This is a genomic window from Streptomyces sp. NPDC029296 (assembly GCF_055569255.1).
The window spans coordinates 62,379-86,561 of the sequence record NZ_JBVHXT010000012.1 but is presented as its reverse complement, the minus strand read 5'-3'; the positions used below and the strand labels follow the sequence as shown (position 1 = coordinate 86,561).

The 24,183-nt window shown below is 71.9% G+C and carries 18 protein-coding genes and 5 pseudogenes; 14 read left to right on the top strand and 9 right to left on the bottom strand.

What is annotated here, in order from left to right; all coding sequences use genetic code 11:
* Positions 1-32: 32 nt before the first annotated feature.
* Positions 33-644 (bottom strand): annotated as a pseudogene (locus ACZ4W9_RS13035) (IS701 family transposase); the annotation flags it as partial.
* 262 nt (positions 645-906) lie between these two features.
* Between ACZ4W9_RS13035 and ACZ4W9_RS13030 the strand changes: the two are divergent.
* On the top strand, positions 907-1,806 hold the full coding sequence (locus tag ACZ4W9_RS13030; RefSeq protein WP_467935231.1) for a GNAT family N-acetyltransferase: 900 nt from the start codon (positions 907-909) through the stop codon (positions 1,804-1,806).
* Positions 1,807-1,900: 94 nt separating this feature from the next.
* On the opposite strand, the pseudogene ACZ4W9_RS13025 reads toward ACZ4W9_RS13030, so the two are convergent.
* From ACZ4W9_RS13025 to ACZ4W9_RS13015, 3 genes and pseudogenes are all read right to left on the bottom strand, one after another.
* A pseudogene (locus tag ACZ4W9_RS13025) lies at positions 1,901-2,419 on the bottom strand (relaxase domain-containing protein); the annotation flags it as partial.
* 361 nt (positions 2,420-2,780) lie between these two features.
* On the bottom strand, positions 2,781-3,479 hold the full coding sequence (locus ACZ4W9_RS13020) for a hypothetical protein (RefSeq protein WP_467935230.1): 699 nt from the start codon (positions 3,477-3,479) through the stop codon (positions 2,781-2,783).
* Positions 3,470-4,048 (bottom strand): RNA polymerase sigma factor, encoded by a 579-nt coding sequence (locus ACZ4W9_RS13015; protein ID WP_467935229.1) that lies wholly within the window; start codon positions 4,046-4,048, stop codon positions 3,470-3,472. The genes ACZ4W9_RS13020 and ACZ4W9_RS13015 overlap by 10 nt, the downstream gene beginning before the upstream one ends.
* Before the next feature lie 156 nt (positions 4,049-4,204).
* Here ACZ4W9_RS13015 and ACZ4W9_RS13010 point away from each other — a divergent pair, with 156 nt between their 5' ends.
* From ACZ4W9_RS13010 to ACZ4W9_RS12990, 5 genes are read left to right on the top strand one after another with little or no spacing between them, the layout of a single operon-like run.
* Positions 4,205-4,693 (top strand): Asp23/Gls24 family envelope stress response protein, encoded by a 489-nt coding sequence (locus ACZ4W9_RS13010; RefSeq protein ID WP_467935324.1) that lies wholly within the window; start codon positions 4,205-4,207, stop codon positions 4,691-4,693.
* A gap of 48 nt (positions 4,694-4,741) precedes the next feature.
* A complete protein-coding gene (locus ACZ4W9_RS13005) occupies positions 4,742-4,909 on the top strand; it encodes a hypothetical protein (protein ID WP_467935227.1) in 168 nt (55 codons plus the stop codon).
* Positions 4,906-5,310, top strand: coding sequence for an Asp23/Gls24 family envelope stress response protein (locus ACZ4W9_RS13000; RefSeq protein WP_467935226.1), 405 nt, complete (start codon positions 4,906-4,908; stop codon positions 5,308-5,310). Before ACZ4W9_RS13005 ends, ACZ4W9_RS13000 begins: the two co-directional genes overlap by 4 nt.
* Before the next feature lie 52 nt (positions 5,311-5,362).
* Positions 5,363-6,016 (top strand): DUF6286 domain-containing protein, encoded by a 654-nt coding sequence (locus ACZ4W9_RS12995; protein ID WP_467935225.1) that lies wholly within the window; start codon positions 5,363-5,365, stop codon positions 6,014-6,016.
* Positions 6,017-6,038: 22 nt separating this feature from the next.
* Positions 6,039-6,647 carry an alkaline shock response membrane anchor protein AmaP gene (locus ACZ4W9_RS12990; protein WP_467935223.1) on the top strand — a complete coding sequence of 203 codons (609 nt, stop codon included), beginning with the start codon at positions 6,039-6,041 and terminating at the stop codon, positions 6,645-6,647.
* Positions 6,648-7,054: 407 nt separating this feature from the next.
* Here the strand turns inward: ACZ4W9_RS12990 and ACZ4W9_RS12985 are convergent, their stop codons facing one another.
* Positions 7,055-7,609, bottom strand: coding sequence for a helix-turn-helix domain-containing protein (locus ACZ4W9_RS12985; RefSeq protein WP_467935222.1), 555 nt, complete (start codon positions 7,607-7,609; stop codon positions 7,055-7,057).
* A 192-nt stretch (positions 7,610-7,801) separates the two neighbouring features.
* On the opposite strand from ACZ4W9_RS12985, the gene ACZ4W9_RS12980 reads away from it, so the two are divergent.
* Together ACZ4W9_RS12980 and ACZ4W9_RS12975 are read left to right on the top strand one after the other, a co-directional pair.
* Entirely contained in the window at positions 7,802-8,926 is a 1,125-nt protein-coding gene (locus tag ACZ4W9_RS12980; RefSeq protein WP_467935221.1) for an aryl-sulfate sulfotransferase, read from the top strand.
* Positions 8,923-10,380 carry a uracil-xanthine permease family protein gene (locus ACZ4W9_RS12975; RefSeq protein ID WP_467935220.1) on the top strand — a complete coding sequence of 486 codons (1,458 nt, stop codon included), beginning with the start codon at positions 8,923-8,925 and terminating at the stop codon, positions 10,378-10,380. The genes ACZ4W9_RS12980 and ACZ4W9_RS12975 overlap by 4 nt, the downstream gene beginning before the upstream one ends.
* 632 nt (positions 10,381-11,012) lie before the next feature.
* On the opposite strand, the gene ACZ4W9_RS12970 is transcribed toward ACZ4W9_RS12975, so the two are convergent.
* Positions 11,013-11,207, bottom strand: a complete 195-nt coding sequence (locus ACZ4W9_RS12970) for a hypothetical protein (protein WP_467935218.1) — start codon at positions 11,205-11,207, stop codon at positions 11,013-11,015.
* Positions 11,208-12,048: 841 nt separating this feature from the next.
* Here ACZ4W9_RS12970 and ACZ4W9_RS12965 point away from each other — a divergent pair.
* A complete protein-coding gene (locus ACZ4W9_RS12965) occupies positions 12,049-13,401 on the top strand; it encodes a hypothetical protein (RefSeq protein WP_467935217.1) in 1,353 nt (450 codons plus the stop codon).
* Positions 13,402-13,684: 283 nt separating this feature from the next.
* On the opposite strand, the pseudogene ACZ4W9_RS12960 reads toward ACZ4W9_RS12965, so the two are convergent.
* A pseudogene (locus ACZ4W9_RS12960) lies at positions 13,685-13,872 on the bottom strand (IS701 family transposase); the annotation flags it as partial.
* A gap of 273 nt (positions 13,873-14,145) precedes the next feature.
* On the opposite strand from ACZ4W9_RS12960, the gene ACZ4W9_RS12955 reads away from it, so the two are divergent.
* The 5 genes and pseudogenes from ACZ4W9_RS12955 (at position 14,146) to trpD (ending at position 22,659) form a co-directional block, all read left to right on the top strand.
* Positions 14,146-17,481, top strand: coding sequence for a CHAT domain-containing protein (locus ACZ4W9_RS12955; RefSeq protein WP_467935216.1), 3,336 nt, complete (start codon positions 14,146-14,148; stop codon positions 17,479-17,481).
* Positions 17,482-18,819: 1,338 nt separating this feature from the next.
* Complete coding sequence (locus tag ACZ4W9_RS12950; RefSeq protein ID WP_467935214.1) at positions 18,820-19,416, top strand: RICIN domain-containing protein; 597 nt, start codon at positions 18,820-18,822, stop codon at positions 19,414-19,416.
* Positions 19,417-19,505: 89 nt separating this feature from the next.
* A pseudogene (locus ACZ4W9_RS12945) lies at positions 19,506-19,925 on the top strand (hypothetical protein); the annotation flags it as partial.
* Positions 19,926-20,326: 401 nt separating this feature from the next.
* A complete protein-coding gene (locus ACZ4W9_RS12940; RefSeq protein WP_467935213.1) occupies positions 20,327-21,415 on the top strand; it encodes an RICIN domain-containing protein in 1,089 nt (362 codons plus the stop codon).
* Positions 21,416-21,727: 312 nt separating this feature from the next.
* A pseudogene (gene trpD, locus ACZ4W9_RS12935) lies at positions 21,728-22,659 on the top strand (anthranilate phosphoribosyltransferase).
* A gap of 14 nt (positions 22,660-22,673) precedes the next feature.
* Here trpD and ACZ4W9_RS12930 read toward each other — a convergent pair.
* Both ACZ4W9_RS12930 and ACZ4W9_RS12925 read right to left on the bottom strand, forming a co-directional pair.
* Complete coding sequence (locus tag ACZ4W9_RS12930; protein ID WP_467935212.1) at positions 22,674-23,585, bottom strand: IS982 family transposase; 912 nt, start codon at positions 23,583-23,585, stop codon at positions 22,674-22,676.
* 86 nt (positions 23,586-23,671) lie between these two features.
* Positions 23,672-24,181 carry a DinB family protein gene (locus tag ACZ4W9_RS12925; RefSeq protein ID WP_467935211.1) on the bottom strand — a complete coding sequence of 170 codons (510 nt, stop codon included), beginning with the start codon at positions 24,179-24,181 and terminating at the stop codon, positions 23,672-23,674.
* Positions 24,182-24,183: the final 2 nt, after the last annotated feature.

Here is a 24,183-nt window from a genome sequence, read left to right as displayed (position 1 = left end):
CAACCATCGTGCTCGGCCAACCATGTCTGGTTCGCGGCTTGCCGGTGGTAGTGACCGGCTCGGGACCGGGCCTGATGACGTCGCCGCCGGTCGGACCAGCCGAGCCGGTGGGCGGCGTCGTGCACGGGGCGCACGACCAGGCGCTGGATCTCATTGCAGGTGAGCGGGCCCAGCTCCTCCGGAGCGGGGTGCCGGGCGTGCTCGTTGGCACGGACGGCAGCGAGGAAGGCGTGGGCGAGCATGGCGCGGGTGACCCAGCGGTTCCAGGAGACGAAGCGGCGGACCTGGTACTCGTCGAGCCCGGCGAGCCCCTTCTCGACCTGGAAGGTCACCTCCACACGCCGCCTTGAACCCGCGATCCGCACCAGCGTCGTCGAGGACACTGGGCCGGGCGAGAAACAACGGTGGAAGGCAGGTTCACCAGTGGTGCGGTTGCGGCGGATCAGCATCTGGGTGCTGCCGGGGTGAGGATCGGTGAGATCGATGACAGCCTCCCCAAACGGGCCTGGCAACGGCTGTCCGCAAACCCAGCCGGCACGATGCCCTGCGTCCAGGAACCGGATCGTTTGCCCTGAGCGCGGGATGTACAACTCCCGGTCGACCGCTGCGGGTCCCCGCCGACCCGCGTAGACAAGGTAGACCGCCGGTAACGCGTCCCCGCGTCAAACCGCACCTCACCGACAAGCCGCCGGGTACCGCCCGGAAGTCCTCCTTCAAGGGGTGCGGAAATCCGTGGACGGACCCCCGGAAGATCACGTACTGTGTGGCTTCACGCCCTGAGACGAACGGAAGGAGGCGAGTGCCGTGCGGTTCACACCTTTCCAGCGCTCCCCCTTCCGCTGTCCCGGCGTGGCACGTGAGTTCTGACCGGGAGCGCTCCAAGCAGCCTGTATCCCGGAGGAATTCATGACCGATCCGGTCATCCGCGCGCTCTCCGCGAGCGACGCCCATCTCTTCGACACACTCCCCGACCCCCTGGGCGCCCGTGAAGGCCATCAGCGCACCCGGTTCCGCCCCGACTGGAAGCGCGTCGCCCTGCGCGACGGCGAAGTCGTCGCACGCGGCGCCTGGTGGGGCGGACCCGACGACTCGGAGCCCGTCAACATCAACTGGTTCGACGTGGCCGAGGGCGAGGAAGAGGCCGGGGCCGAACTCCTGCGCTCCGCTCCCTGGCAGGTCGAACTCGAAATCAACCTGCCCGGCGGCTGGCGGGAGAACACCGACCTGCGCGCCGACGCCGAGGCGCGCTTCACCGCCGCACGAGCCGCAGGCTACGAGCTCACGGTGGAACGCTTCCTGTACCGCTGGACCCCGGAGCGAGGTCTGCCCGAGCGGCCCGGACGCCTGCGCTTCAGCACCGAACCCGACGACGCCGTGTTCTTCGACGCGTTGCGCCGCATCCACTCCGCCACCCTGGACGCCCACGCGCTCAGGGCCATCGAGGAGGGCGGCCTCGACCGGGCCGCCCAGGAGGAACTCGACTTCTTCCACTGGTGCCCCTCCCCACGGGAGTGGTGGCAGATCGCGCACACCCCGGAAGGCGACCTGGCCGGCATCCACATCCCGGCCCACAACCCCTCCGGCCCGACCATCGGCTTCATCGGAGTCATCCCGGAACAGCGCGGTCGCGGCTACGCCTACGACCTCCTCGCGGAGTGCACCCACTTCCTCGCCGAGCAGGGCGCGGAGTTCATCACCGGCGCGACGGACCAGACCAACTTCCCCATGGCCGCGAACTTCACCAAGGCCGGCTTCCCCGTCATCCGTGAACGCATCAACTTCCACCCGGCGGGCCGAGCCGCCTAGCGAGGAGTAGCACGCGGTGAGCGGTCCGGTCCGAGGGCAGGCCCGGACCGCTCGCCAATGCCCGGCAACATGCCAGCCGACAGGGTGAACGCACGACAGTAAGCTCCACGTTCGGGTCGAGGACACGCGAGAGCGCTTCGAAGTCGCCGCTGCGGGCGGCGGCGCCGACGGCCTGGACGACCTCTCGATGCTCGCGGCCGGAGTCCGCCGGTCGGTCCGTGGAGTGGACCTTGCGGCGGGCGCGGATCGCGACCATCTTGGTGGCGGCGGTGGACTTGCCCAGGATCCGGCCGATTTCATGGAACGGGACTGCGAACATGTCGTGCAGGACGAACGCCAGGCGCTCGCGCATGGAGAGCGTGGAGGCCGCGACCGTGCTCTCGTGCAGGGCTGTGGTGTGGATCGAGGCCCACTTCCCGTTCAGGCCCTGCCCCTTCACGGACAGCAGCAGATGGTCATGGAGCAAGGGCCGACCGGCGCGAGCCTCGTAGTGGCGGAAGCGTGCGGCGACCGGACCGCCGGGCGGCCGCACCCGGTAAATGCCGTCCTTGCCGTACCGGATCATCGCCACCTCGTCCTCGATCCACTCCGGCACCCGCTCGGTCGCGCGCTCGCGCGCTCGTGCGCGGCCTCGATCGCCCGCCCGGTCGGCCGTCCGCGGTGAGCAGCGGGTGGTAGCGGCCGGGGCCTCTCATGGAAGGCGGATTCGCCGGGTGCGGGCCGGCTCGCGGATGATCTCGGACTTGGCCTCCAGCTCGACCAGCTGGTGGTGCGCCGAGGCCCGGCTGCGCAGAACGGGATGCCGGCTGGGCCCACGTCGCAGCCTGCAGCTCGCCGGGTCCCTCGACGTCGTAGAGCCGGCCTCGGGCGCCACGCGGTTCGGCAAGGCGCCCGTCCGGGCGGGGCAGCGGCCATCGCCAGGTGGTGGGAGAAGCGGGGCAGGGGCGCCACGTCGGGAACCGCGAGGGCCGCCTTTACCGCGACGCCGAGGAACGCGGCCGGCCAGGCGGAGGACATCGCACATCGTCACCGCTCGCCGGACCCGGGTGCGGGGGCGGGTCGGGCGCCAGGAGGTCGACGACGGTGATGTCGACGGCCGTCAGCGCGAGTCCCAGATCCTGTCCGGCCGAGTGGAGGACCGACCGGCGCACCTCACCGGCCCGGTCGGGCAGCGGGCGGTCCGCGGCGGCGGCCAGGGTGATGGTCACCCGCACGCCGACGCCTTCGCCCTCGGGCGCGAGCCGGCAGGACGCGGTCCGCGCACCGGGAACCGCGTCCGCCGCCTCCCGCAGCACCCGGGCGGCGGCGCGCTCGGTGATCCGCAGGTCCCGGTCCGGGTCGGCCAAGGGCAGCAGCCGTCCCAGCCGTACCTCCGCCCTGACGGTGTCCATGACACGGCCGACGAGCGCTTGGTGGGCGGCGGCGTCCTCGGCGCGCAGCGCCCGGGTGGCCGCGTCCAGCGTGGCCAGTCCCTCGACGGCCTCGCGGCAGTGCGGACAGGAGGTGGTGTGCGGGTCGGCGGCCGGCGCCGCGTCCCGCGCCTGCTCCCAGACCCGGCTGAGCAGCCGGCCGCAGGGCAGCACCACGTCACCCGCGTACGGCGGCGCACCGACGGGGGGGCCGGCGGGCCGGGCGGATGCCGCGGGGCGCGCCCGCGCGTCGTCTAGCGCCATGGGCCCATCGCCTCCTGGAGGGATCGGCGTGCCCGGAAGAGTCTGCCGCGCACGGTCTGTTCGCTGGTCCGCGTCATCTGGGCGATCTCCTTGTAGGACAGGCCCTGCACCTCGCGCAGGATCCAGCACAGCCGCTGCCCGGTCTGGAGACCGCCGAGCGCGCGGGACAGGGCGGCGACGGCCGCTTCCTGCTCGGCACAGCGGGCGGGCTGGCTCCGGGCGTCCCGCGCCGCGGGTTCGGCGGCCGTGTCCAGCGGCAGGGGCGGCGGCCGGCGCCGGCCGCGCACGGCCAGGCAGCGGTTGACGGTGATCCGGTACATCCATGTGCGGAACTCCGCGGTGCGGCGGAACTCCGGCAGCCGCCGCCAGGCGCTGACGAAGGCGTCCTGAACGGCCTCCTCGGCATCCTGGGGGTTGCCGAGCATGCCGCGGGCCAGGGCGAGGAGGGGCCCGCCGTGCCGCTGGACGAGGACGGCGAAGGCGTCCTCGTCCCCCTCGGCCGCCCGTATGGCCAGGAATCCGTCTGGCAGCCCGTATTCCGGCGGTGGATAAGCAGTGCGTCCGGTCATGGTGTTGTCCGCGGAGGGCTCGGACCGTCCGGGTAACCCGGGCACCGCGCTGTGATGCATGTCACATCAGATGTGTGTGAGAAATACCCCGCCTGCCGTATCCAACCTTTCGAGGGCGCCACACCGGTGTCCGACCAACCGATCGGGGCGACCGCCATGACGGAGAACATCACCAGCGTCGGCGGGGGCAGCCGGCCCGACGCGGGCGTGAGCGCGCTGAAGGGTCGTACCGGGGCCGGGGCCCCGGCCGAGACGCGGGGGAAGACCACCATCGCGGACGGCGTGGTGGCCAAGATCGCGGGCATGGCCGCCCGCGAGGTACCGGGCATCCACAGCCTCGGGGCAGGCATGGCCCGCGCCTTCGGCGCCGTGCGGGACCGCGTGCCCGGCACAGGCGGCGGCGTGGGGGTCACGCGGGGGGTGAAGGTCGAGGTCGGCGAGCGGCAGGCCGCCGTGGACCTGGACGTCGTCGTGGAGTACGGCGTCTCCATCGTCGATGTCGCCGGTGGCGTGCGTACCAACGTGATCGGCGCCGTGGAGCGGATGACGGGCCTGGAGGTCGTCGAGGTGAACATCGCCGTCGACGACGTCCACCTGCCCGACGAGGAAGAAGAAGCCGAACCGGACGAGGGCCGCGTGCGGTGATCCACCCCCGCGTCCCGGGCGGGCGCGGGCGAGACGGGTGAGTGCGAGATGAACGCAGCGACGACGGGCCTCGTGGCCGGCATGGCCCTGGGCTTCGCCGGTTACTTCGGCGGCTTCTGGGCTTTCCTGCTGGTCCTGGTCCTCGGTGCGGCAGGGCTGATCGCCGGCCTCGCCTTGCAGGGCGACCTCGGCCTCGGGACACGGAGGCAGCGGTGAGGAGCCGGACCGGTTCCGCCGGCGAGGTGCCGGGACCGGCACCGGCCACCGGTCTGCCGCCCCCGGCCGAGCGGGGTGCCACTGTCATCCCGGACCGGGTGGTCGCGCGCATCGCCGCCCGGGCCGCCCGCACGGCGCAGGCGCGGCGCGCGGCCGTGCCGCCCCGCCCGGATGCGCCGGCGGCGCCGAGCGTCACCGCCGCGGTGCGCGACGGATCGGTGCGCCTGCACCTGACCATGGACCTGCCCTACCCGGCCGACCTCGCCTACGTCTGTGAGCGCATCCAGCGGGACGTGGCCGAACGGGTGGCCCACCTGACCGGCCTGCGCGTCGGAGAGGTCGCCCTCACCGTCCGGCGGCTGGTGACCGCCGCCGACCCGGGCCGGGGGCGGGTCCGGTGAACGGCCACGCGCCCCGGACCGCCCGGCCCGCCGCGCGGGAAGGGAACCCCCGATGACACCCGACCCCGGCCCGCCCGGCCGTGACACCGCACCCGACCCCGGCCCGCCCGGGCACACCGGACCCGAGCCGGACACCACGGCCCAGGAGCGCGGCGGAGGGAGCCGGACCCACCGCCCGTGGTCCGCGCGCCGCCTGCCGGCCGCACTGGTCGCCGCGGTGATCCTGGTGGCGGCGGTCGCGGCACTGGCCGACGTCGTCGCCGTACGGGCCGGACGCCCCTCGGCGGCCTGGCGGCGCCACTTGACCGACGCGCTGGCCACCCGCCCCGTGGACGACGTGTGGATGCTCACGGGAGCCGCCGCGGCAGCGGCCGCCGGCCTCTGGCTGATCGCTCTGGCCCTCACCCCCGGGCTGCGACACTGGCTGCCCCTGCGCTCGACCGCCGGCTGCCGCCGGCTGCGGGCCTCCCTGGACCGCGACGGCGCCGCCGGTCTGCTGCGCGACGCCGCCCTGCGGGTCCCCGGCGTCGGCGCGGCGCGCGTCCGGGTGCGCCGCCACCGCGTCAAAGCCCGCGCGGACGTCCGTTTCCGCGACCCCCGCCAAGTGAAGGACGACCTCGCCGCCGCCCTCGACGAGGAACGCGACCGGCTCGCCCTCGCAGCCCCTCCCCGCATCGTCGTACGGGTGCGGCGACGCACCGGCTGACGCAGAACCCGGAGCCCGCGCCATGACCCCGCGATCCGCACTCAACCGCACTCTGCTGGCCCTCGCCGGACTGGTCCTGCTCGGCGGCGGACTGCTGATCCTCTTCGCCGGGTTCGACCTCTACCGGCGGCACGACCTGGGCCCGCCCGACGGCTGGCCCCTGACCGCCCCGGACGACGTCCTGCTCGGCTCCGCCGACCGGGCCCGCTGGAGCGGCCAGGGCTGGTGGTGGTGGCCCGCGGTCATCGCCGCGCTCGCCATCGCCGCCCTGCTCGCCCTGTGGTGGCTGCTCACCCAGCTGAACCGGCGCCGCCCCGGCGCGCTGCCCGTCGGCGGCACGCCCCCGCGGGAGGGCGTCGAACTGCGCGACCACGCCCTCAGCGACGCGATCGCGGCCGAGGCCGGTGCCCTGCCGGAGGTCCGGCACGCGGCCGTACGCATCACCGGCCGCCCCGCCCGCCCGCGCACCCGCGTCGGACTCACCCTCACCCCGCACGGCGCCCCCGGCGCCGTCCTCGGCGCCCTGTGCGAGGGCCCGCTGCGGACCGCTCACCGGTCCACCGGCCTGCCCGACATGCCCACCGAGGTCCGCGTGAAAGTCGCCCGCCACCCGCCGCACCGCACGGAGTGAGCCGCGGACCGTCGGAGTGCCGTGCGCCCCGCCCGCATGGGTGGAGCGGCTTGCGCCCGGCGGCCGGCTGCTGACCACGCTCACGACCCGGACCCCGAGCCGGCCCGGACAGTCTTCGTCACACGCTCCGGTCGCGGCCGGACCGAGACCACGCTGCACGGCAGGCCGAGGGGATACCGGCCCATGCCGGGCTGTCGGCGTTGCCGCAGTTGGCCAGGTCGGACCGCTGGTGACTGCTCGCCCGGTCGATCAGCGAGTGCGGCATAGCGGGCAGTGAGTAGGAGCCGATGGGACCGTGGGCACCAACTGGAGCCGGATACGCTCTCGCAGCAGGGCCCTGTTGCCTGCTGCCGCGGGGCTGAACCGCGCCGGACCGGGGCTGGCGTACCGGCGCGCCGTGTCCCCCTTCAGGACTCGACCACCTCCACGTGGTCGCCGACAGCGACCACCAGGACCCGCGCGCCCGGCTCGGTGGAGCGCCAGCGGTGCCGGACGCCGCCGGACAGCAGCAGCGTGTCCCCGCGCCCCAGCCGGTGGATCCGCCCCTCGGCCTCCACCTCGACCGAGCCGTCCGCCACGTACATCAGCTCGTCGTTGCGGTGCAGGAACTCGCGGTCCGCCTCGTGCTCGCCGACGAACTCCAGCGCGTGCAGCTGATGTCGGCCGCGCACCACCGGCCGGACGCGCGCCTGCAGGTCGAGGCCACTGTCGTCGCCCGCGCGCACCACGTCGACCGTGCGGGTCTCGTCCGAGGCCGCGAGGAGCTGTACCGCCGTGGTGGCGAGGGCGTCCGCGATCCGCTGCAACGAGCGCATGCTGGGGCGCGCCCGGTCGTTCTCGATCTGGCTCAGGAACGGGGAGGAGAGCCCGCTGCGCCGCGCCACTTCGGCGAGCGTCAGATCGAGTGCCCGGCGGCGACGCCGTACGGCAGCACCGACCCGAGGTGTGTTCCCGGCCTCCATGGTCGTCCCGTCCCTTCCCGCCCCGCGGCGCCGTTCTCGCTGGTCGCCGATGCCTGACGGCACCTTACGCGGCACACGCCGAGAGGCCGCAGGCGGTTTCGTACCGCCGACACACGCCCGTCACACAACCTCTCTACTGTCAAAGTCGATTGATCACATCAAAGAAAATTTGAAGCAATGAGGAGGTCCGACGTGCCATCGATCGACCAGAACTCACGCCGCCGGCGTCCCACCGGCCTCATCGCCCTCGACGAGACGGCCGTGTGCGACGGCTACACCCTCTACGCACCGCTCACCGGCACCGGCGAGATCTACCTCGTCGACATCCACGGCCGCACCGTCCACCGCTGGGACCTCCCCTACCGGCCCGGCCGTCACGCCCGCCTCCTGGCCGACGGAACCCTCGCCTACAACGGGGTACTCCCGGGAGAGAAGGCCCTCTTCCCGATGTGGCACAAGTACCGGGGCGGCGTCATGCTCCGCGCCGCACCCGACGGCACGGTACTGCGCGAGCATCGCGACCCCCTCCAGCACCACGACGCCCACCACCTCGAAGACGGCCGGATCCTCTATACGGCCCTGGAGGCCCTGACCGGCGCCCAGGCGGCGGCCGTACGGGGCGGAGCGCCCGGCTCCGAAGCCGCGGGCGGCACCGTCTGGGCGGACACCATCAGGGAGGTCGGCCCGGACGGTGAACTCCTGTGGTCCTGGCGCGCCGCCGAGCACCTCGACCGCGCGTCCTTCCCGCTGCACGAGGCGTACGCCCGTGAACACTGGCCCCTCATCAACAGTGTCACGCCCCTGCGGGACGGCAACATCCTCGCCAGCCTGCGCAGCGTATCGGCCCTCGTCGTCATCAGCCGCGAGAGCGGCGAGATCCTCTGGCGCAGCCGCCCCGGCACGGTCAGCCAGCAGCACGCGCCCACCGAACTGGACGACGGCCGGCTGCTGGTCTTCGACAACGGCGTCTTCCGGCCCGGCCACGACGTGCCGTACTCCCGCGTCATCGAGATCGACCGGGCGGGCGGGGACATCGTGTGGGAGTACCACGACCCGGCCCGCGAGTTCTTCTTCGCACCCTTCATGGGCTCCGCGCAGCGCCTGCCGAACGGCAACACGCTCGTGACCGACTCTCCGTCCGGGCGGTTGTTCGAGGTGACGAAGGACGGCTACCTGTGCTGGGAGTACGTCGTCCCGTACTTCGCCGGCTACCGCGAAAGCGAGGTCCGGGGCCTCTTCCCGTCCGAACCCAACGCCGTCTTCCGCGCCTACCGTTACACGGCGGCCGACATCCCGTGGCTGGACGCGACGGCATGACGAGCATCCCGGCCCCTCCCGCCCCCCGCTCCCCCGAAGCCGTCGACGCGCGGGTGCCGTTGCGGCGGCTCGTGCCGCTCGCCGCCCAGCACGTCCTGGCGATGATCGCCGCCCCCGTCTCCACCGTCTTCCTCGTCGCCGGCACCCTGCGGATGCCGCCCGGTGCTACGGCCTCGCTGCTGAGCACCGTCCTGCTGCTGTGCGGCGCGGGCGCCCTGCTCCAGTCCCTCGGGGTGTGGCGGATCGGCGGCCGCCTGCCGTTCGTCATGCTGCCCGGCGGTGCCGCGACGGCACTGTTCCTCCAGATCGCCCAGGAACACGGCGCGCCGACCGCCACCGGTTCCGTCCTCCTGGCGGCAGCGCTGCTGCTCGCCGTACTGCCCCTGTACACCCGTGTCGTACGGCTCCTCCCACCCCTGGTCATGGGCGTGACCGTCCTGCTCATCGGGATCGCGATGATCCGCGTCGCCGCCCGGCTCGTCACCGGCCCGGACGGCAGGGGCGAGCCGCGCGCGGTGCTCCTGGCCGCGCTCACGGTCGCGGCGACCGTCACCGCGTACGTGCTGCTGCGCGGAGTCTGGCGTCAGACCTCCGTCCTCATCGGGATGGCGGCCGGAACCGTCTTGGCGGTGACGACCGGCCTCGGCGCCTTCGCCCCCGCGCCAGGCAAGGGCTTGGCGCTGCCCGCTTTCCTGCCCTTCGGTCCACCGCGCTTCGACCTCGTGGCCGCCCTTCCCCTGCTCGTGTTCAGCCTCACCACGCTGGCCGAGATCACCGGGCAGACCGTGCTCAACAGTGAGACCGTGGGCCGAACCCCCGCTCCCGAACGGGATGTTCCGCGCGTCGCCCGCGCCGACGCCCTCGTCTCCCTGGCCGGCGGGCTGTTCGGCACTTCCCTCATGATCACCAGCGCCGAGAACATCGGCATCGGCCGGCTCACCGGGGTCCGCAGCCGCTTCGTGACCGCCGGGGCAGGCGTGCTCCTGATCGTCGCCGGCCTGGCCACGCCCGTGTCGCGGGCGCTGGCCGGCATACCCGAGGCCGTCGTGGGCGGCTCCGCACTCGTCGTCTACGCCGTCATCGCCGTCATGGGCGTCGAGATGCTCCGCCGAGCCGACCTGTCCGGCCCGGGTACGGGCAACCTGACGGCCGCGCTCGCGCTCACGGTGGGACTGCTGCCGTTGCTCAGTCCGGAGCTGTACGCGGGGTTCCCCGAGTGGGCCCGTACGATCCTCGGCAGCGGCGTCGTCGCCGGAACCCTGACGGCGGTCCTCCTCACCGCGCTGCTCGGCCGGTTCGACCGGGTGCCTCGAGCCCCCGTCCCGGCGGAACCGCGTGTTACCGGAGTGACCACGCAGGCGTCCTGCGGCACCTGCTCGCGCAACGCGGAAGAGCCGGAGTCAGGCGGCGGGGCCATCGGTCACCAGATGACCGGGAATGCCTCCACGCCGTAACGCTCCAGCCTGTTGCGCCACTCCTGGAAGTGAGGCGTCACGGTCTCGGACACCTCGATGTGCACCGGTGCCCTCCACGTCATCTCCCTCACGACCGACCCGGACGACGACCTGCCCTCCCTGGCGGCGGCCGGCCCCGGCAACTACCGGCTGCGCGTCCACACCCGCGGCCGTGACCTCGCCGTCGGCCTCGTCCCCGACACCATCACCGAGCACTACCTGCTCCAGCGCTGGCCGCCCCGCCCGCCCGGCCCTCCGTCCTGCGCACGACCGACACCTACGGCGCCCACTAAGGGTCCGGTGGCCGGGTTCCGACGCTGGTGTTACCACGACCATGCGGGTCTACACCGTCTCGCGGTCGTCAGCTGCCGCACTGGAGGCGCGCCGCGAGCGGGGCCGGACAGGCACACTAGGCGCGCGGAGCTGCGGAGCGCGGGCGAGGGGGCCCATCAGGGCGGGGCGGGGACTGACCGGGCGGGGTGGCGGAACGCGGATACACCGGCCGGGGCGGGCAGTCGATGACCGGAAGGTCTCAGTCGGACGGGGGCTCGGCGATCAAGCATGCCTTCGCACACGTCACGTGCCCGCTTGTCTCCTCGTCGCCACCCGGGTGCTGTCTTCGGCCACTGCTGTCACCGTCCTCGCAGGGCGGTGGGGAGGTGTTTGGGCTCGAAGACGTTCTGCGGTGCGCTCGGATGGGCGGTGGCCGCCCAGGGCAGTACCTGTGCCAGGTCGCGGCGTATCCGGTCGGCTTCACCGCGGACCTGGACGGGGATGTCGCCGCGTTCGGCGACGAGGCGGTCGTAGACGGGGGTCTCTCGGAACACGGTGGGACGGTTTCCCTTCAACGGGCGGCTCGCCGGACCATCGCAGCATACGGCTTGCGTGCTCATGACCGCCCACGGCAGGCGGCAGCCGTTTTCGCTGCACCGTGCGGCTCAGTCGGTGCCGGGCAGCCCGACGTAGGCGCGCAGGACGTCCCGGGAACCCGGCAGGCCGCGCTCGGCGAGCGTTCCCGCCGCCAAGGCACGAAGCAGCCGGCGATGCCGGGTTGGGAGGTCAGCGTAGTCCGGCAGGGGTCAGGCAGTGGAGTGGGAGACAGTTCGGGGCTGGGTCGGTAGCAGTTCCTCCCCCTGGGGTGTCCAGAAGAGAGCTTCCGGCGCGCCACGGCCGGAGACCGGCCGACCCGGTTGACGAGACGCCGACCGCGGCCGCCGCGCGGGGCCGGCACGCGCGGCCGTCGGCGCGGGGCGGCGGGCCGGGCGGCGGCCAAGCTGAACAGGGCGGACCGAACAGTGGCCCTTGGACGAACGGAACCGGCGCGGGACGGGTGGACCCGCCGCGAGCAGCACCTCCCCCACGCGTCCGCGTCGCCGTACAGGACGGCGAAGCCCGGGGCCGGGCAGTACGACGGTGCGGGCGTGCTGAACCCACCAGCACGTGCCCCCACAGGCTGCCGCACTGGCCATACTGGCGCAGACGTCATCAAGTCACCGCCCGCCGCAGCCACTGCCGGCGCCGACTCGGCGACCACTCGAGCGGATAGAGCACGAAGTCGCGCTGGAGTACTCGGAGGTGTTCATGTTTCCGGCATGTCCATACCAAGGTGGTGCGCACTACGCTCGGCCCCGTACCGTCGCCCGCGGCCGTCCACCTCACGGAGAAGCCATGACCGCGCACACTGCGAGCCGGACCCCCTCGTCACCCGCGTTACCGGACCCGCGCGTCCATCCGGGGCGGGACCCGCACCTCCGTCCGGGGCGGTTGCGCGCGGGTCTCACCGCCGCCGCCCTGGCCGCCGTCTGCGTCGTGGCGGCCGCCTCCCCGGCCCCCGCCGCGACAAACGTTCCCACCCTCACCCAGCTCCCGTTCCTGCCGGGCGACTGGTACAGCGACCCGACAGGGCTGAACGAGGAGGGGGTGATCGTCGGCTACTCCAGCCCCGCGGACGGCGTCTACCGGGCCTCCTTCAGAGATCACGCGGTGCGCTGGGGCGCGGACGGCGGCATCACCGCCCTGCCACCCGCCCCAGGCGACCTGTACGGCAGAGCCGTCGGCGTCAACGCGGCCGGCAGCGCGGCGGGTTACTCATGGCCCGAGGCGACCGCCTCCGCGGCCCGGCACGGCCACGCCGTCCGCTGGAGCCCGGACGGGGTCGTCACGCCCTTGGCGCCCCTTCCCGGCGACGCCCACAGCCGGGCCGTCGCCCTGAACGACGCGGACGCGGTCATCGGGGTCTCCTGGAGCGGTGAGGGTGGCAGCGACGAGGGTCTCGGTGTCGTCTGGGGGCCCGACGGCGGCATCGTGAAGCTGCCCCCGCTGTCCGGCGACGCCTACAGCGTGCCCGTGGCCCTGAACCGCGCCGGCGTCGTCGTCGGGTACTCCTGGAACGGCGGGTTGACCGCCCGGCACGCCGTGCAGTGGAGCGCGTCGGGGGTACCGGCCGACCTCGGGGCCGCGGCCCGCAAGCGCTGGCCCGATCACGACGCCAGTGACGCCACCGGTATCAACGACGCGGGCGTGGTCATCGGCGACAGCCGCAGGGCGTACCCCGCGGGCGACATGCAGTCCCACGCCGTGCGCTGGAATCCGGGCGGCGTCCTGCGGGACCTGGGTCCCTCCGCCGCCGCCACGGCCCTGAACGCCCGGGGCTCCGTGACGGTCACGCACTACGACCAGGACACCGGCGCCCGCACGGCGGAACGCTGGAATCCGGGCGGGGCCGTCACCGTGCTGGCGGTCCCCGCCGAGTACCCGGCCTCCGCCGGCTCCCCCGCCGACATCAACGACGCGGGACTCGTCGCGGGCGACCTCTGGAGTGGCAACCCCGCCCGGGAGAACAGGCTGGCGGTACGCTGGGCCGCCGACGGGACGCCCACCATGCTGGGCACCGCACCCGGGGACCCCTACAGCGCGGCCACGCTGGTGAACAACAGCGGGACCCTGGCGGGCGTGTCGATCAGAACGCCCCTGGCCACCTACCTGGCGGGCTCGCACCACGCCGTGGTCTGGCGCTCCTGACCGGGCACGCCCACACCACCGCGAGCGCCGCTCCAGGACCGGGAACGGCCGCCGCAACGCCACCCTTTCGTCACCTCCGAGCATGAAGGCCCGCGCCGAACGCACCCCGCCCCCGGTCCGACAACGATCACCACAGCAGGAGCCGGCAGCCGAGCCCGCGGGTTCGAGGAGGGCGACGGCGTAGTCCTCGACGGAGATGGTGCTGTCGCCGGTCTCGTCCGTGGCGAGGCCGTCCAGGGCGGTCCCGCAGCCGCCAGTGCGGTCGCCGGGGGCGATGTCCGCCGCGGGAGGGCGTCGAGGACCTGGTGGCGAGTCAGGCCGGCGTGTGTGCTTTGGGTCGGGCCACCGGAGCGTGAGGAAGGACTGGGCGGCGGTGACGAGGGTGAAGCGGTGGTGCCAGCCGCGCCAGGTGCGGCCTTCGAAGTGGTCGAGGCCCAGACGGTGTTGGAGTTCGCGGTAGTCGTGCTCGACCAGCCGGCGATCTCCGCCCACCGGCCGGGTTGCGGTCGGTATGTGGTTGAATCCAGGTCGTTTTGCGTCCGGTGCCCCGTATCCGCCACCGACGGCGCTCGACTGGGCATGATGCGAGGACCGTGAGACGGGGCAGGCGGCTCGATTGGGGAAGCGATGAGTGACGACAGCGGTGGGGCACAGGCACTGCGGATGTGGGCTCGGGACGCCGCGGCCCGGGCCGATCCGCTGATTCCGTTCACCGAGGTCCCGGCAGCGGCCCGGTTAGAAGTCATGTCCGAACCGGGGATCCAGGACCGGGCGATCAGTGAACTGACCGAGCTGGAGCGACTGTTGGATTCCCGCGAGGCAGTGCGCCATACGGTGGTCGCACGGCTGGGCGTGCTGCTCGCGCTGCGGTACGCCGGCCCGAGCGGGGGCGCGGCCGAGGACCGCGGGCGGGTGCTGAGGTACATGCGCCAGATCCGCGACGCCGAGCCGAAGGCACCCGAATGGGAGCGGCGGTGTGCTGCGTTCGGGCTGCTGGTGACGCTGTTCCCGGGCCCGGAGCTGGGCGGGCGCGCGGGAGGGCTTCCCGACCACGCGGCCTTCATGGACTGGTATCTCAAGGACGGTGGGAGTTTCGACGTCGCGGAACTGCCCCGGCTCTTCACCGACGTCCAGGCTCTGCCGATGCCGCCCGAGCTGCGGCAGGTCCTCGACCGAGCGGTCCCCGCACTCGGCCTGCTGACGGAGATGCTGCGGCCGGGCGGTGCTTCCCGGGTGACGGGCGAGCGTTTCGCCGGCGTGCTTCCGGACGACTTCCCTTGGGCCGATCAGATCGCGGCGGTGAGCAAGGCCCGGGAACGCTTCCGGGAGCAACCAGCGTCCACGATTGAGGAGTTCCGGTCCGGCCAACCCGATCGGTCCGAGGCGGGCACGGCGGAGGCGCAGTCACGGGAAAGAGCCCGGGTACTGTCCGCGCTCCAGGCCCTTCACCCGGGCTTCATCAGCCCGGAGACGCTCCGGAAGATGAACGAGGAACTGGACCGGGACCCGGTGCACCCCCCGCTCCGGCCCGAGGACCGCGCACTGGACGCCATTCCCCAGGCCCTGCGGGAAGCGCTGACGGCCTTCCGTAACGGTGACCCCGACCTGCTCGACTCGGCGCTCGGCCGCATGGCGGGCGTCTCCGGCCGGCTCCCGGCGGGGCACGAACTGGACGCCATGGTGGACGCGCTGCGGTCCGCGGTCGTGGGCGGCGCCGAGGCGGTCGGCGGGAGCCTCGAGGACGCGGCAGTCGGCCACCAGCTCCTCGAAGCGGCGGTGGAGCGCCTCGCCGAGACCCGGTCCCCACTGAGTCTCACCGTGATGACCCGGACCGTCCTTGCGCTGTCCCGACTGGAGCGGGCCCGACAGGCAGAAGACCTGGCCGAGTTGGACGCGGTCCTCGACGAACTGGTGAGCCTTCGGAACAGTGCACCGCGGGACGACGACATCGCCGTCAACATCCTATTGGCCTTGGCCCATGCCTACGACACACGAGGCGCCCTGCGCGGCGACGCCTCGGATCGACGGCGCAGGTACGCCTGCCTTGAGGAAGCCGTGCGGCTGGAGGATCTGTCACCGTCCCTCAAGGAGCTGACCCGGGAGCTGACCCGCCTGATCCGGATCCAGCGCGGCCGGGAGGAGAACGACCCCGAGCTGATCCGCGCAGGCCTCGCCATCCCGCCCGCGAGCGAGGAGGGCGAGTTCCCGACAGCGGTGGGCCTGCTCTCCCTGTACGACCACACCAAGGATCCCGCCGATCTCGATCAGGCCATCGCGGGCTTCGAACGGATCCGTGAGCGAATCCGGCGGGGCGAGGAGACCTTGCTCGCGGGAAACGTCCTGTGGCACCTCGCCAAGGCGTACGCCTGCCGGTCCGACCACACCGAGGACCCGGCCGACCTGGATGCGGCCTTCACCGCCGCGTTGGATTCCCTGCACTCCGTCGCCGCCGACGTTCTCCTGCAGTCCGGCGCCGAGCACGGCCTGGTGACGGCCAGGAGCGGCGGCGAACGCGGGGTCCTGGTCGCCCGCTGGGCCGCGGTGTGCGGTCGCCCGGCCGAGGCGGTCGAGGCCCTGGAATGGAGCCGGGCGCTGGTGCTCCAGGCCGCCTCGGCCTCCGCGGGGGTGCCCGAGCTGCTGCGGGCGCGGGGGAGGCGAGAGCTGGCCGACGCCTGGGGCGAGGCGTCCGCCTCGCGGTCAGGTGAGCCGGACGGGCAGCTCCCCAGCAGTCTGCGCCGCCGCGCGCTGGAAGCGCTCGGCTACCGGCGCGACGATGATCGTCGGCAGTTGTTCGACATCCCGACGATCGAGGAACTGTGCGACGCGGCAGCCGCGGCCGACACCGACATGCTGGTCTACCTGGTGCCCGGGGACGCGGAGAATCCGGGGATGGCCCTCGTCCTGGCCCCTGAGACGGGGGCGGTGAGCGCCCTGGTGCCCGCCCTGTCCGGCAAGGGGAGCGGGCCGCTGGCCGGATACCTGGACGCGGCCGCGGCCCGGTCCCGGTCCCGGAACGAAGCCGCCGAGCACGCCTGGGAGGAAGCCCTCGGAAAGCTCTGCGACTGGGCCTGGTCCGGGGTGATGGCACAAGTCTGCGAGCTGGCCGCCGGACTCCGCTCGGGCGCCGGCGAAAGTGCGGACCATCCGCCCGCCGCGCCCCGGGTCGTCCTGGTGCCCTGCGGGAACCTGGGCGTGGTGCCCTGGCACGCGGCGCGGGTGCGCGACGGGGACGGGTACCGCTACGCCTGCCAGGACATGGTGGTGAGCTACGCCGCCTCGGGCCGTCAGTTCCTCCTCGCGGCGGGGCGCGAGAGGATCCCGGTGGACTCGGCGCCGGTGCTGGTGGCGGATCCCCGGCTGACACTGACCCACGCGGAACGGGAGATCAGCGCGCTGCACGCCGGTTTCTATCCGCGGGCGAGGCTGTTCGGTGACTTCTACCAGCCGCCCGCTCCCCCGGAGGCGCCCGGAACTCCGGCCGAACTGCTGGAGCTGCTGACGGCCGGACACGAGCGGTCGCTCTCGCTGCTGCATGTGGCGTCGCACGGTTCCGCGGGTTCGCGTCCGACCGTCTCGGCGCTCAGCCTGGCGTTCCCCGGCGACTCCGAGTCCTGGCCCGCCGGGCTGGGCGGCCCCGGAGCCCTGCCGGACGCGGGCATGCTGACCGTAACGCGCCTGCTGGACTGCCCGGCCGAGGACACGGCTCGGCCGGCCAGCGGGCCGCTGGTCGTCCTGAGCGCGTGCGAGACGGATCTGAGCACCCGCGACCACGACGAGGCACTGACCCTTGCAACGGCCTTCATAGCGCGGGGCGCGCGGAACGTCGTCGGCTCACGGTGGACGACGACCGACAACACCTCCGCGCTGATGATGGCGGTCTTCCACCACTTCGTGGCCGTCGAGGGCTTCGATCCGGCCGGCGCCCTGCGAGCGGCGCAGCTGTGGATGCTGGATCCGGGGCGTCGGCTGCCCGACGGCGTGCTGGACGTACTCACCCCGGGCGAGGCCGAACTGCCGGGTCTCACCCGGCCGGCGCTCTGGGCCTCCTTCATCCACCAGGGGCATCCCGGCCCTTCGTAGCGACACGCACGCAGAAGGGCACCCCGGTTCTTCGTATGCGGCACGCACGCACAAGTAGTACCGCGTGAACGCCGAGGACCTGCTCAACCTGTTTCGGTCGCACTGGTCGAACATCCGCTCCGCTCTCGATGACGAGCGGCGTGAAGTGCTCGTCGCCCGGCCCGGGGAGGTAGTGGCCGTGCGGAAGGCATCAGAGCATGAGCTGGTCCTTGCCCGAGCCGATGCTGGCCCCCGCCGTGGACAGCCCCGCCCCCGGGTGGGCAGTCGAACCGAAGTGGGACGGTTCTCCAGACGCTCGAAAGATGTCTCATCGCGTGGCCCTGGGAAGCGTCGCCCTCGGCACCGACAAGATCAGGTTGTCTCGCGCGGCACGATCCCCCCGCGGTTCCGGAACGGTCTCACGATCTCTCGGACTGCTTCAGCAGCGTCCTAGTCGTCGTCACCATGCGCGATGGTGCTGAGGAGTTCGCGAAGATGGAGGATCGGCATCCGCGCCTGCCAACCGTCCTGGAGCCCGGCGATTTCCCGGTAGGCGGCGAAGAAGCGCTCTGCGACGGCTGGGCGCGGCGAGCACCACAGCATGCTGAGGTCGGCCTCCGGTCAGGTATAGGACACTGCGGGGTCGATGAGGACGGGGGCACCGTCACCGGTGGCCATGATGTTCGTCCTGCAGCAGCTCCAGTAGGACTGGCATCGTCGATGCCGGCACAGACCGAAAGTCCCATGGCCTGGTCATCGGATCGAACGGCGGCGGCCTGGCCTACGCCGGGCCCTGATGGGGCTGTCTACCGGACACGGACGGCGTCGCTGGGCGAGCCGGAGCTCGACAAGGTGGCCGATGATCTACGGAAGTTCCTGGAGCTGCTGGAGCGCTCCCTGACACGGTTCATCGCCGACGGCGAGACGGGAAACGTGTAACCGAAGGCACCAAGCGCCCGTTCTTTTAGGCGCTGTTATCAGTGCCGAGGAAAGCCGTACTCTACCACTTCAGTTGACGTCCCTACCGCGTCGGGTGAACACCAAGGTAAACCTGTGCTGGATGTGCACGGCGACAGATCTGCCTATCTTCGTGAGTGAAGGCACGACCACCAATCCGATGCGCAGCGGGGAACAATGCACTCCGATTATCAGCTGGGTATAGCCGCGCCCCCTGCGGGAGTCGCTGCGCCGTTTGTTCGGCGGAGCAAGGCAACAAATGCACCAGCGGCTGCGTGGCGTACAGCGCTCGCCTTGATCGGCGCTCCCTGGGCCCCGGCCGGAAGCGTGCCGAGACACCCCATGCACACGGGACGGCTGGATCCGATTTCCCCGCCCTCCACCTCCAACCTCGGAGACCTCATGATGAGCCTCAAATCAGCCCTGCCCGCACTGGCCGGCGCCGCGCTGCTCGCGCTGGCCGGTGCTCCCAATGCCCAAAGCGCGAGCGCCGAAAGCCCGCGGCAGCCGGCCACCGCACAGCCCGATGGGTCCAGCGCCAAGGTAGCCTCCTCCTACTTGCCCAGTTCGGCGTACTGGAAGCCCGAGCACACCAGCGGACGATGCATCACCGCGCACGGAGGCATCCGCAAGGGCGCAAAGATCGACCAGTACAAGTGCGTGGGGGGTGCCAACCAGAAGTGGTCCTTTGTCACTGTCAGCTCCACTCCCCCGACCTACACCATCAGGCCGGTGAGTAACGGCGGGCTCTGCGTGGACATTCAGGGAAGCGACTACAGCAAGGGCCGCCAGCCGATCCTGTGGAGCTGCAACGGCCGCATCAACCAGGAGTTCTGGATCAACTGCGCGGGCAACCTCAGCAAGTGCAACGTCCATCCGAACCAGGGAAACCAACGCGGCAAGTGCCTGTCGGTGAAGGGCGGTTCTACCGCAAACAACACCCCAGTGATCCTCTGGTCGTGCAACAAGGGCAAGGACCAGCGCTTCACCCTGCGCTGACCCCGCACCCGGGGAACGCTGCGTTTCTCGGGACTCCGGGCGTATCCGCTTCGCGCATCGCACACCGAGAAGCCCGGACCACCAGAGCGATGGCCAGTGCACCGCACGCCACCCCCGCCACCCTGCGGAAGCTCGTGGCCCAGAGCGTCCCTGAGTCACCAGGTTCCGGCGTCCGAAACTCCCCGCCTCAGCGACACCCGGAGACCGAGGAAAGGGTGGGCGTGCCGGCGGCCTTCGACGCGCTCGCCGAGGCGGGGCTCGACCGGATCACTCATGTCTCCGCCTGTCTCTCCAACGCCGGTCTGCCCGTGGAGGAGGAACAGTTGGCGACCGGGCTGGAGGAGCCCGACTGGGGCGGCTCGGTGGAAGTCCGCAACGACACCTTCGCGATTCTGCGGGCGGGCGTCGCCAAGCCACTGGGCGTGGCGGTGGTCTGCGGGGCGAGCGTCAACTGCGTGGGGATGCGGCCTGACGACCGTACCGCGCGGTTCCCGGCCGTCGGCCGAATCTTCAGTGACTGAGGCTGCGGCTGCTCACCGAGGAGGCGCTGTGACACGCGGCGGACAGGGCAAGGCCACTGGACAAAACTGGCCCCGATGCTGCTCAGCGGCAGCGCGCTCGCTGCCGGGCACCCCCGACTGGACGACGGCGACCGGGCCCTGCTGGCGGCCCGCGCGCCCACGTTGGGTCCGGGTCGTCACCGCGCGCCCGGTGCTCGGCGCGGCCCTGCTGGGTCTGGACCGTCTCTCCGCCAACCCTGAGGCGCTGACGCGGGGCACCGGGGGGTGTCCGGAAAGGGCCGTTGACGGGAAAGAGCGGGTTTACCCGGACGATTACCGGGATTGCACGCCGTGCCGGAACCCGCGCGGGCTAGTTTCCCCGGGTCTTGCAACCGGCGAAAGGACAGCCCATGGTAGACCAGCCCATATCCCGATGGTTCCGGGCCCGGCGCGCGGCCGCCGTCGGACTCGGCGCGCTCGCGGTGCTCGTGGGGGTCACCGCCGGGACGGCGGCCCCCGCGAGCGCCGCCACCGTCGCCCCCGACCCGGCTCAGCTGACGGGCCTGACGCTGACTTCGGTGAGCAACGGCCGCGGTCTGGACGTGCAGAACGGCAACACCGGCAACGGCGTCTTCCTGGTCACCAACAGTGCCCCCGGCTACCACCAGAAGTGGAGCGCCAACCTCGGCACGGACGGCTCCTTCACCCTCGTCAACGACGACACCGGCAAATGCGCCACCGCCGGGCTGCCACTCACCCAGCAGCCCTGCGACGGCCGCAGCGGCGAACGCTGGTACTTGCAGCCCGTCGCCGGCGGCTCCGGCGCCTTCATGGTCCGCAACGCCCAGGACGACAAGTGTCTGGACGTATGGTACAACGCACAGCACAATGACGCCTGGACCGACACCTACGGCTGCAACGGCAGCCAGGCCCAGCAGTGGCGGCTGCCCGCGAGCGCCCAGCAGGCCGCCATCGCTGCGGCCGTCGACCACGCGGCGGTCCGCTGCGTCAAGGACACCTCCAGCTGCTCCTGGCGCACCCGGGTCCAGGCCCCGGCCGCGCCGCTGCCGCAGCAGTGCGTCTCGCCCGTCTGGTACAACGGCACGACGGCGGCGGTGCCCTGGACGTTCTCCATGAAGCGCACCACCGGTTGGCAGTCCGAGCTGGGCTTCAGCCTCGGCACCGAGCTCGGCACCGGCGGCGCGACCCCGGTCACCGCGAAGATCAGCACACAGATCAACGGCAAGGTCACCCAGAGCCTGACCGACGAACTCGGCAACAGCCTCACCATCAGCGTGCCGCCGGCGCAGTACGGCTGGGTCGCGCTGTCGGAGCTGGCGACGAAGGTCACCGGCACCTGGACCTTCGACGTGAACGGCTACCCCTGGACCGCCGACGACACCCTGACCGTCCCGCTGCTCAGCGACGACCAGGGCGGCGCCAGCATCTACCTGGCCCGGACCAGCAGCACTTTCTCCGGCTGCGGCAGCGCTTCCTGACCCTCCCCCGCCGCACCCCCGGATAAGAGGTTCCTCGGGCCGCCGGCGCGCAGGCCGCGGATGGTGCCGTAGTGCGCTTCGGTCCGCGATCAAGGCCGACGACTGGGGCCAAGTGGCATGCGACCGACCACTTCCAAAAGGCGGTGATGCAGGGGGCAAAAGAAGACCACCGGCAGGCGTCAGCTCGACGTCTCAGCAGTTGCTGTTCATGAGGTTCGGACAGCGCCGGGGCGGCTTGGTGGGCGAGTCGGTGAGCCGCAGGAGGAATTCGGTGGCAGCGTGGCGAACCTTGTCCGAAGCAGTGCGCGGGTCATGCCGAGCCGGGCACAGCCGCGGACCTCAGGCCGTCCCGCAGCCCCTCGCCCCCGCACCACCAGGGGCCGGCTGCACCGAGAAGACCCCCGTGACACCCGCCGCCCGCGCTTGGCCGCGCCTGCCCGCCGGCACCGACTCGGACCCGAGGACACGGCCTGGGCCATGCGTCAGGTCGTGGACGACGCCGCCGAGCCCGCGCAACTGGCCGGATTCCTCGTGGCCGTGCGCGCCAAGGGCGAGTCCGCAGGCGAGCTGCGCGGGCTCCTCGACCCACTCATGGAGCGGGTCGTTCCGCCCCCGGTCGACGGCAGCCGGGTCGTCGACATCGTCGGTACGGGAGGCGACGGCGCCCACACCGTCGACGTCTCGACGTTGTCCGCCATCGTCGTCGCCGCCACCGGCATCCCCGTCGCAAACACGGCGGTCACAGTGTCAGTTCCAAGGCGGGCAGTGCCGATGTTCCCGAGGCTCTCGGTCTGTCCCTGGAGTTGTGCCCCGATGCTGTCGCCCGCTGCGTGCGCGAAGCCGGGATCGACTTCACCTTCGTAGCGAAGCTCCACCGCGGTCTGCGGCACGCCGGGCCCGTCCGTAAGGCGCTCGGCGTCCCGACGACCATCAACCACTCGGCGCCGCTGACCCATCCGGCCGATCCCGGAGCAACCCTCGTCGGCTCCTCCCACCGGGGTCTCGCCCCAGTCCCCGCCGCCATCCTCACCGATCGCGGCGCCCGGGCCCTATTCGCGCGCGGTGACGACGACCTCCACGAGATCACCACCGCCGCCGACCGCCGGCCCACACCCGTCGAGCACCTCCTGCGACCTGGCGCCGCCGACGACAGCACCAGGCCCGCACCAGCCACTACAGACAACGCGGATACAGCCCCTGACCTGACCATCAGTCACCGCAAACACCGTTGCAGTACTAGGTGATCGATTCCAACAGGTCAGTGGTCGTAGGCGGTCAGTGAGCGTAGCACGGGCTGGTTGGTGTGGTCGTTGTGCCAGATCGCGGCCGTCAGCGCGAGGATGCGTTGCATGACGCGGGCGATGACACCGCCTGTGCGGCCTCGATGCTGTTCGAGGTCAAGCTGGCCCTTGAAGGTCTCGTTGACCGACTCGATGACCTGCCGCAACGGCTTGAACAGGGGTGTCCCGGCCCGCTCCGGCTCGTCCTTGCGGGCCGGCCTCAGCAGCCGGATGTCCTGCTCGGCCAACTGGTGCTCGAAGGCGCGGCCGAAGTAGTTCTTGTCGCCGATCAGCGTCTGCCCGGCCCGGGCGGCGACCAGTTCCGGTTCGGCGGCGAGCAGGTCCAGCAGGGTCTCGCGTTCGTCGGCCTTGGCCCCGGTCAGGGCGAAGGCGATCGGCAGGCCCTGCAGGGTGCACACCAGGTGCAGGCGCAGGCCCCAAAAAAAGCGGCTGTGGCTGGCGCAGTACCCGTACTCGGCCCATCCGGCCAGGTCGGAGCGCTTGACGGTCTCGCGGGAGCGTCCGCACTCCACCGGCGTGGAGTCCACGATCCACACGTCATCACTCCATACAGAGGTGTCGGTTGCCAGCACCCGGGTCACCCGCCGCAGCAGCTCGGTGGCCTTGCGTATGCGCTTGTTGTAGCCGGGCTGCTTGGGCAGGTAGGGGAAGAGGTGCCCCAGGTGGGCGCGGGCGTGGCGGAGCCACTTGGCCTCGGAGGTGAAGCCCAGCATGGCCTGCATCATCGCGAGCGTGACCAGCTCGGCATCGGTTAGTTGCGGAGCGATCCCGACCGCCGGACGCCAGGGTGCCAGGTGCGGTGAGTCCTTCAGCAGGTCGTCGGTCTTCACATAGAGTGCCGTGGCGAGGGAGTCCAACTCTGTCTTCACACACTGACGTTGGACTCCCTCCTTCCAACCCCGCGGGTGATTCTCTGGAACGGATCAGCCTGTGGAGAGCAATGGCTCCCGCGGACTCAGGCGCCCACGGTCCCGTCGACACCTTCACGCAGAAAGTCCGCGTGCCCGTTGTGGCGGCCGTACTCCAGGAGCACGTGCACCATCACCATCCGCAGCGACACCTCCTCGCCCCATCGGGGCTGATACCCGGCCTGGTCCAGGGACTTGGCCTCCCGCTCGATACGGCGCGAGTTCTCCACCTCGGCCTCCCAGGCCGCGAACGCCTCGTCCCTGGTCGACGCACTCGCGTCGTACGCCGCCTGGAAGTCGATCTTGTCGGACCAGACCATGGGCGCGTCGTGGTCCTCGAACACTCGACGGAACCAAGCACGCTCCACCTCCGCCATGTGCCGCACCAGACCGAGCAGCGAAAGCGTGGACGGCGGCATCGACTGCTGTCGCAGCTCCTCGTCAGTGAGCCCTTCGCACTTCATGACGAGGGTTGCGCGGTGGTAGTCGAGGAAATCCCGCAGCATGTCGCGTTCGCTGCCAAAACTGGGCGGTCCTATGCGGTTGTCGCTGGTCACTG

Excerpts from the sequence above, each read along its gene's own strand:
- ACZ4W9_RS13030 (WP_467935231.1), top strand. The coding sequence starts at position 907 with ATGACCGATCCGGTCATCCGCGCGCTCTCCGCGAGCGACGCCCATCTC.
- ACZ4W9_RS13020 (WP_467935230.1), bottom strand. The coding sequence starts at position 3,479 with ATGGCGCTAGACGACGCGCGGGCGCGCCCCGCGGCATCCGCCCGGCCC.
- ACZ4W9_RS13015 (WP_467935229.1), bottom strand. The coding sequence starts at position 4,048 with ATGACCGGACGCACTGCTTATCCACCGCCGGAATACGGGCTGCCAGAC.
- ACZ4W9_RS13010 (WP_467935324.1), top strand. The coding sequence starts at position 4,205 with ATGACGGAGAACATCACCAGCGTCGGCGGGGGCAGCCGGCCCGACGCG.
- ACZ4W9_RS13005 (WP_467935227.1), top strand. The coding sequence starts at position 4,742 with ATGAACGCAGCGACGACGGGCCTCGTGGCCGGCATGGCCCTGGGCTTC.
- ACZ4W9_RS12995 (WP_467935225.1), top strand. The coding sequence starts at position 5,363 with ATGACACCCGACCCCGGCCCGCCCGGCCGTGACACCGCACCCGACCCC.
- ACZ4W9_RS12990 (WP_467935223.1), top strand. The coding sequence starts at position 6,039 with ATGACCCCGCGATCCGCACTCAACCGCACTCTGCTGGCCCTCGCCGGA.
- ACZ4W9_RS12985 (WP_467935222.1), bottom strand. The coding sequence starts at position 7,609 with ATGGAGGCCGGGAACACACCTCGGGTCGGTGCTGCCGTACGGCGTCGC.
- ACZ4W9_RS12975 (WP_467935220.1), top strand. The coding sequence starts at position 8,923 with ATGACGAGCATCCCGGCCCCTCCCGCCCCCCGCTCCCCCGAAGCCGTC.
- ACZ4W9_RS12965 (WP_467935217.1), top strand. The coding sequence starts at position 12,049 with ATGACCGCGCACACTGCGAGCCGGACCCCCTCGTCACCCGCGTTACCG.
- ACZ4W9_RS12955 (WP_467935216.1), top strand. The coding sequence starts at position 14,146 with ATGTCCGAACCGGGGATCCAGGACCGGGCGATCAGTGAACTGACCGAG.
- ACZ4W9_RS12950 (WP_467935214.1), top strand. The coding sequence starts at position 18,820 with ATGATGAGCCTCAAATCAGCCCTGCCCGCACTGGCCGGCGCCGCGCTG.
- ACZ4W9_RS12940 (WP_467935213.1), top strand. The coding sequence starts at position 20,327 with ATGGTAGACCAGCCCATATCCCGATGGTTCCGGGCCCGGCGCGCGGCC.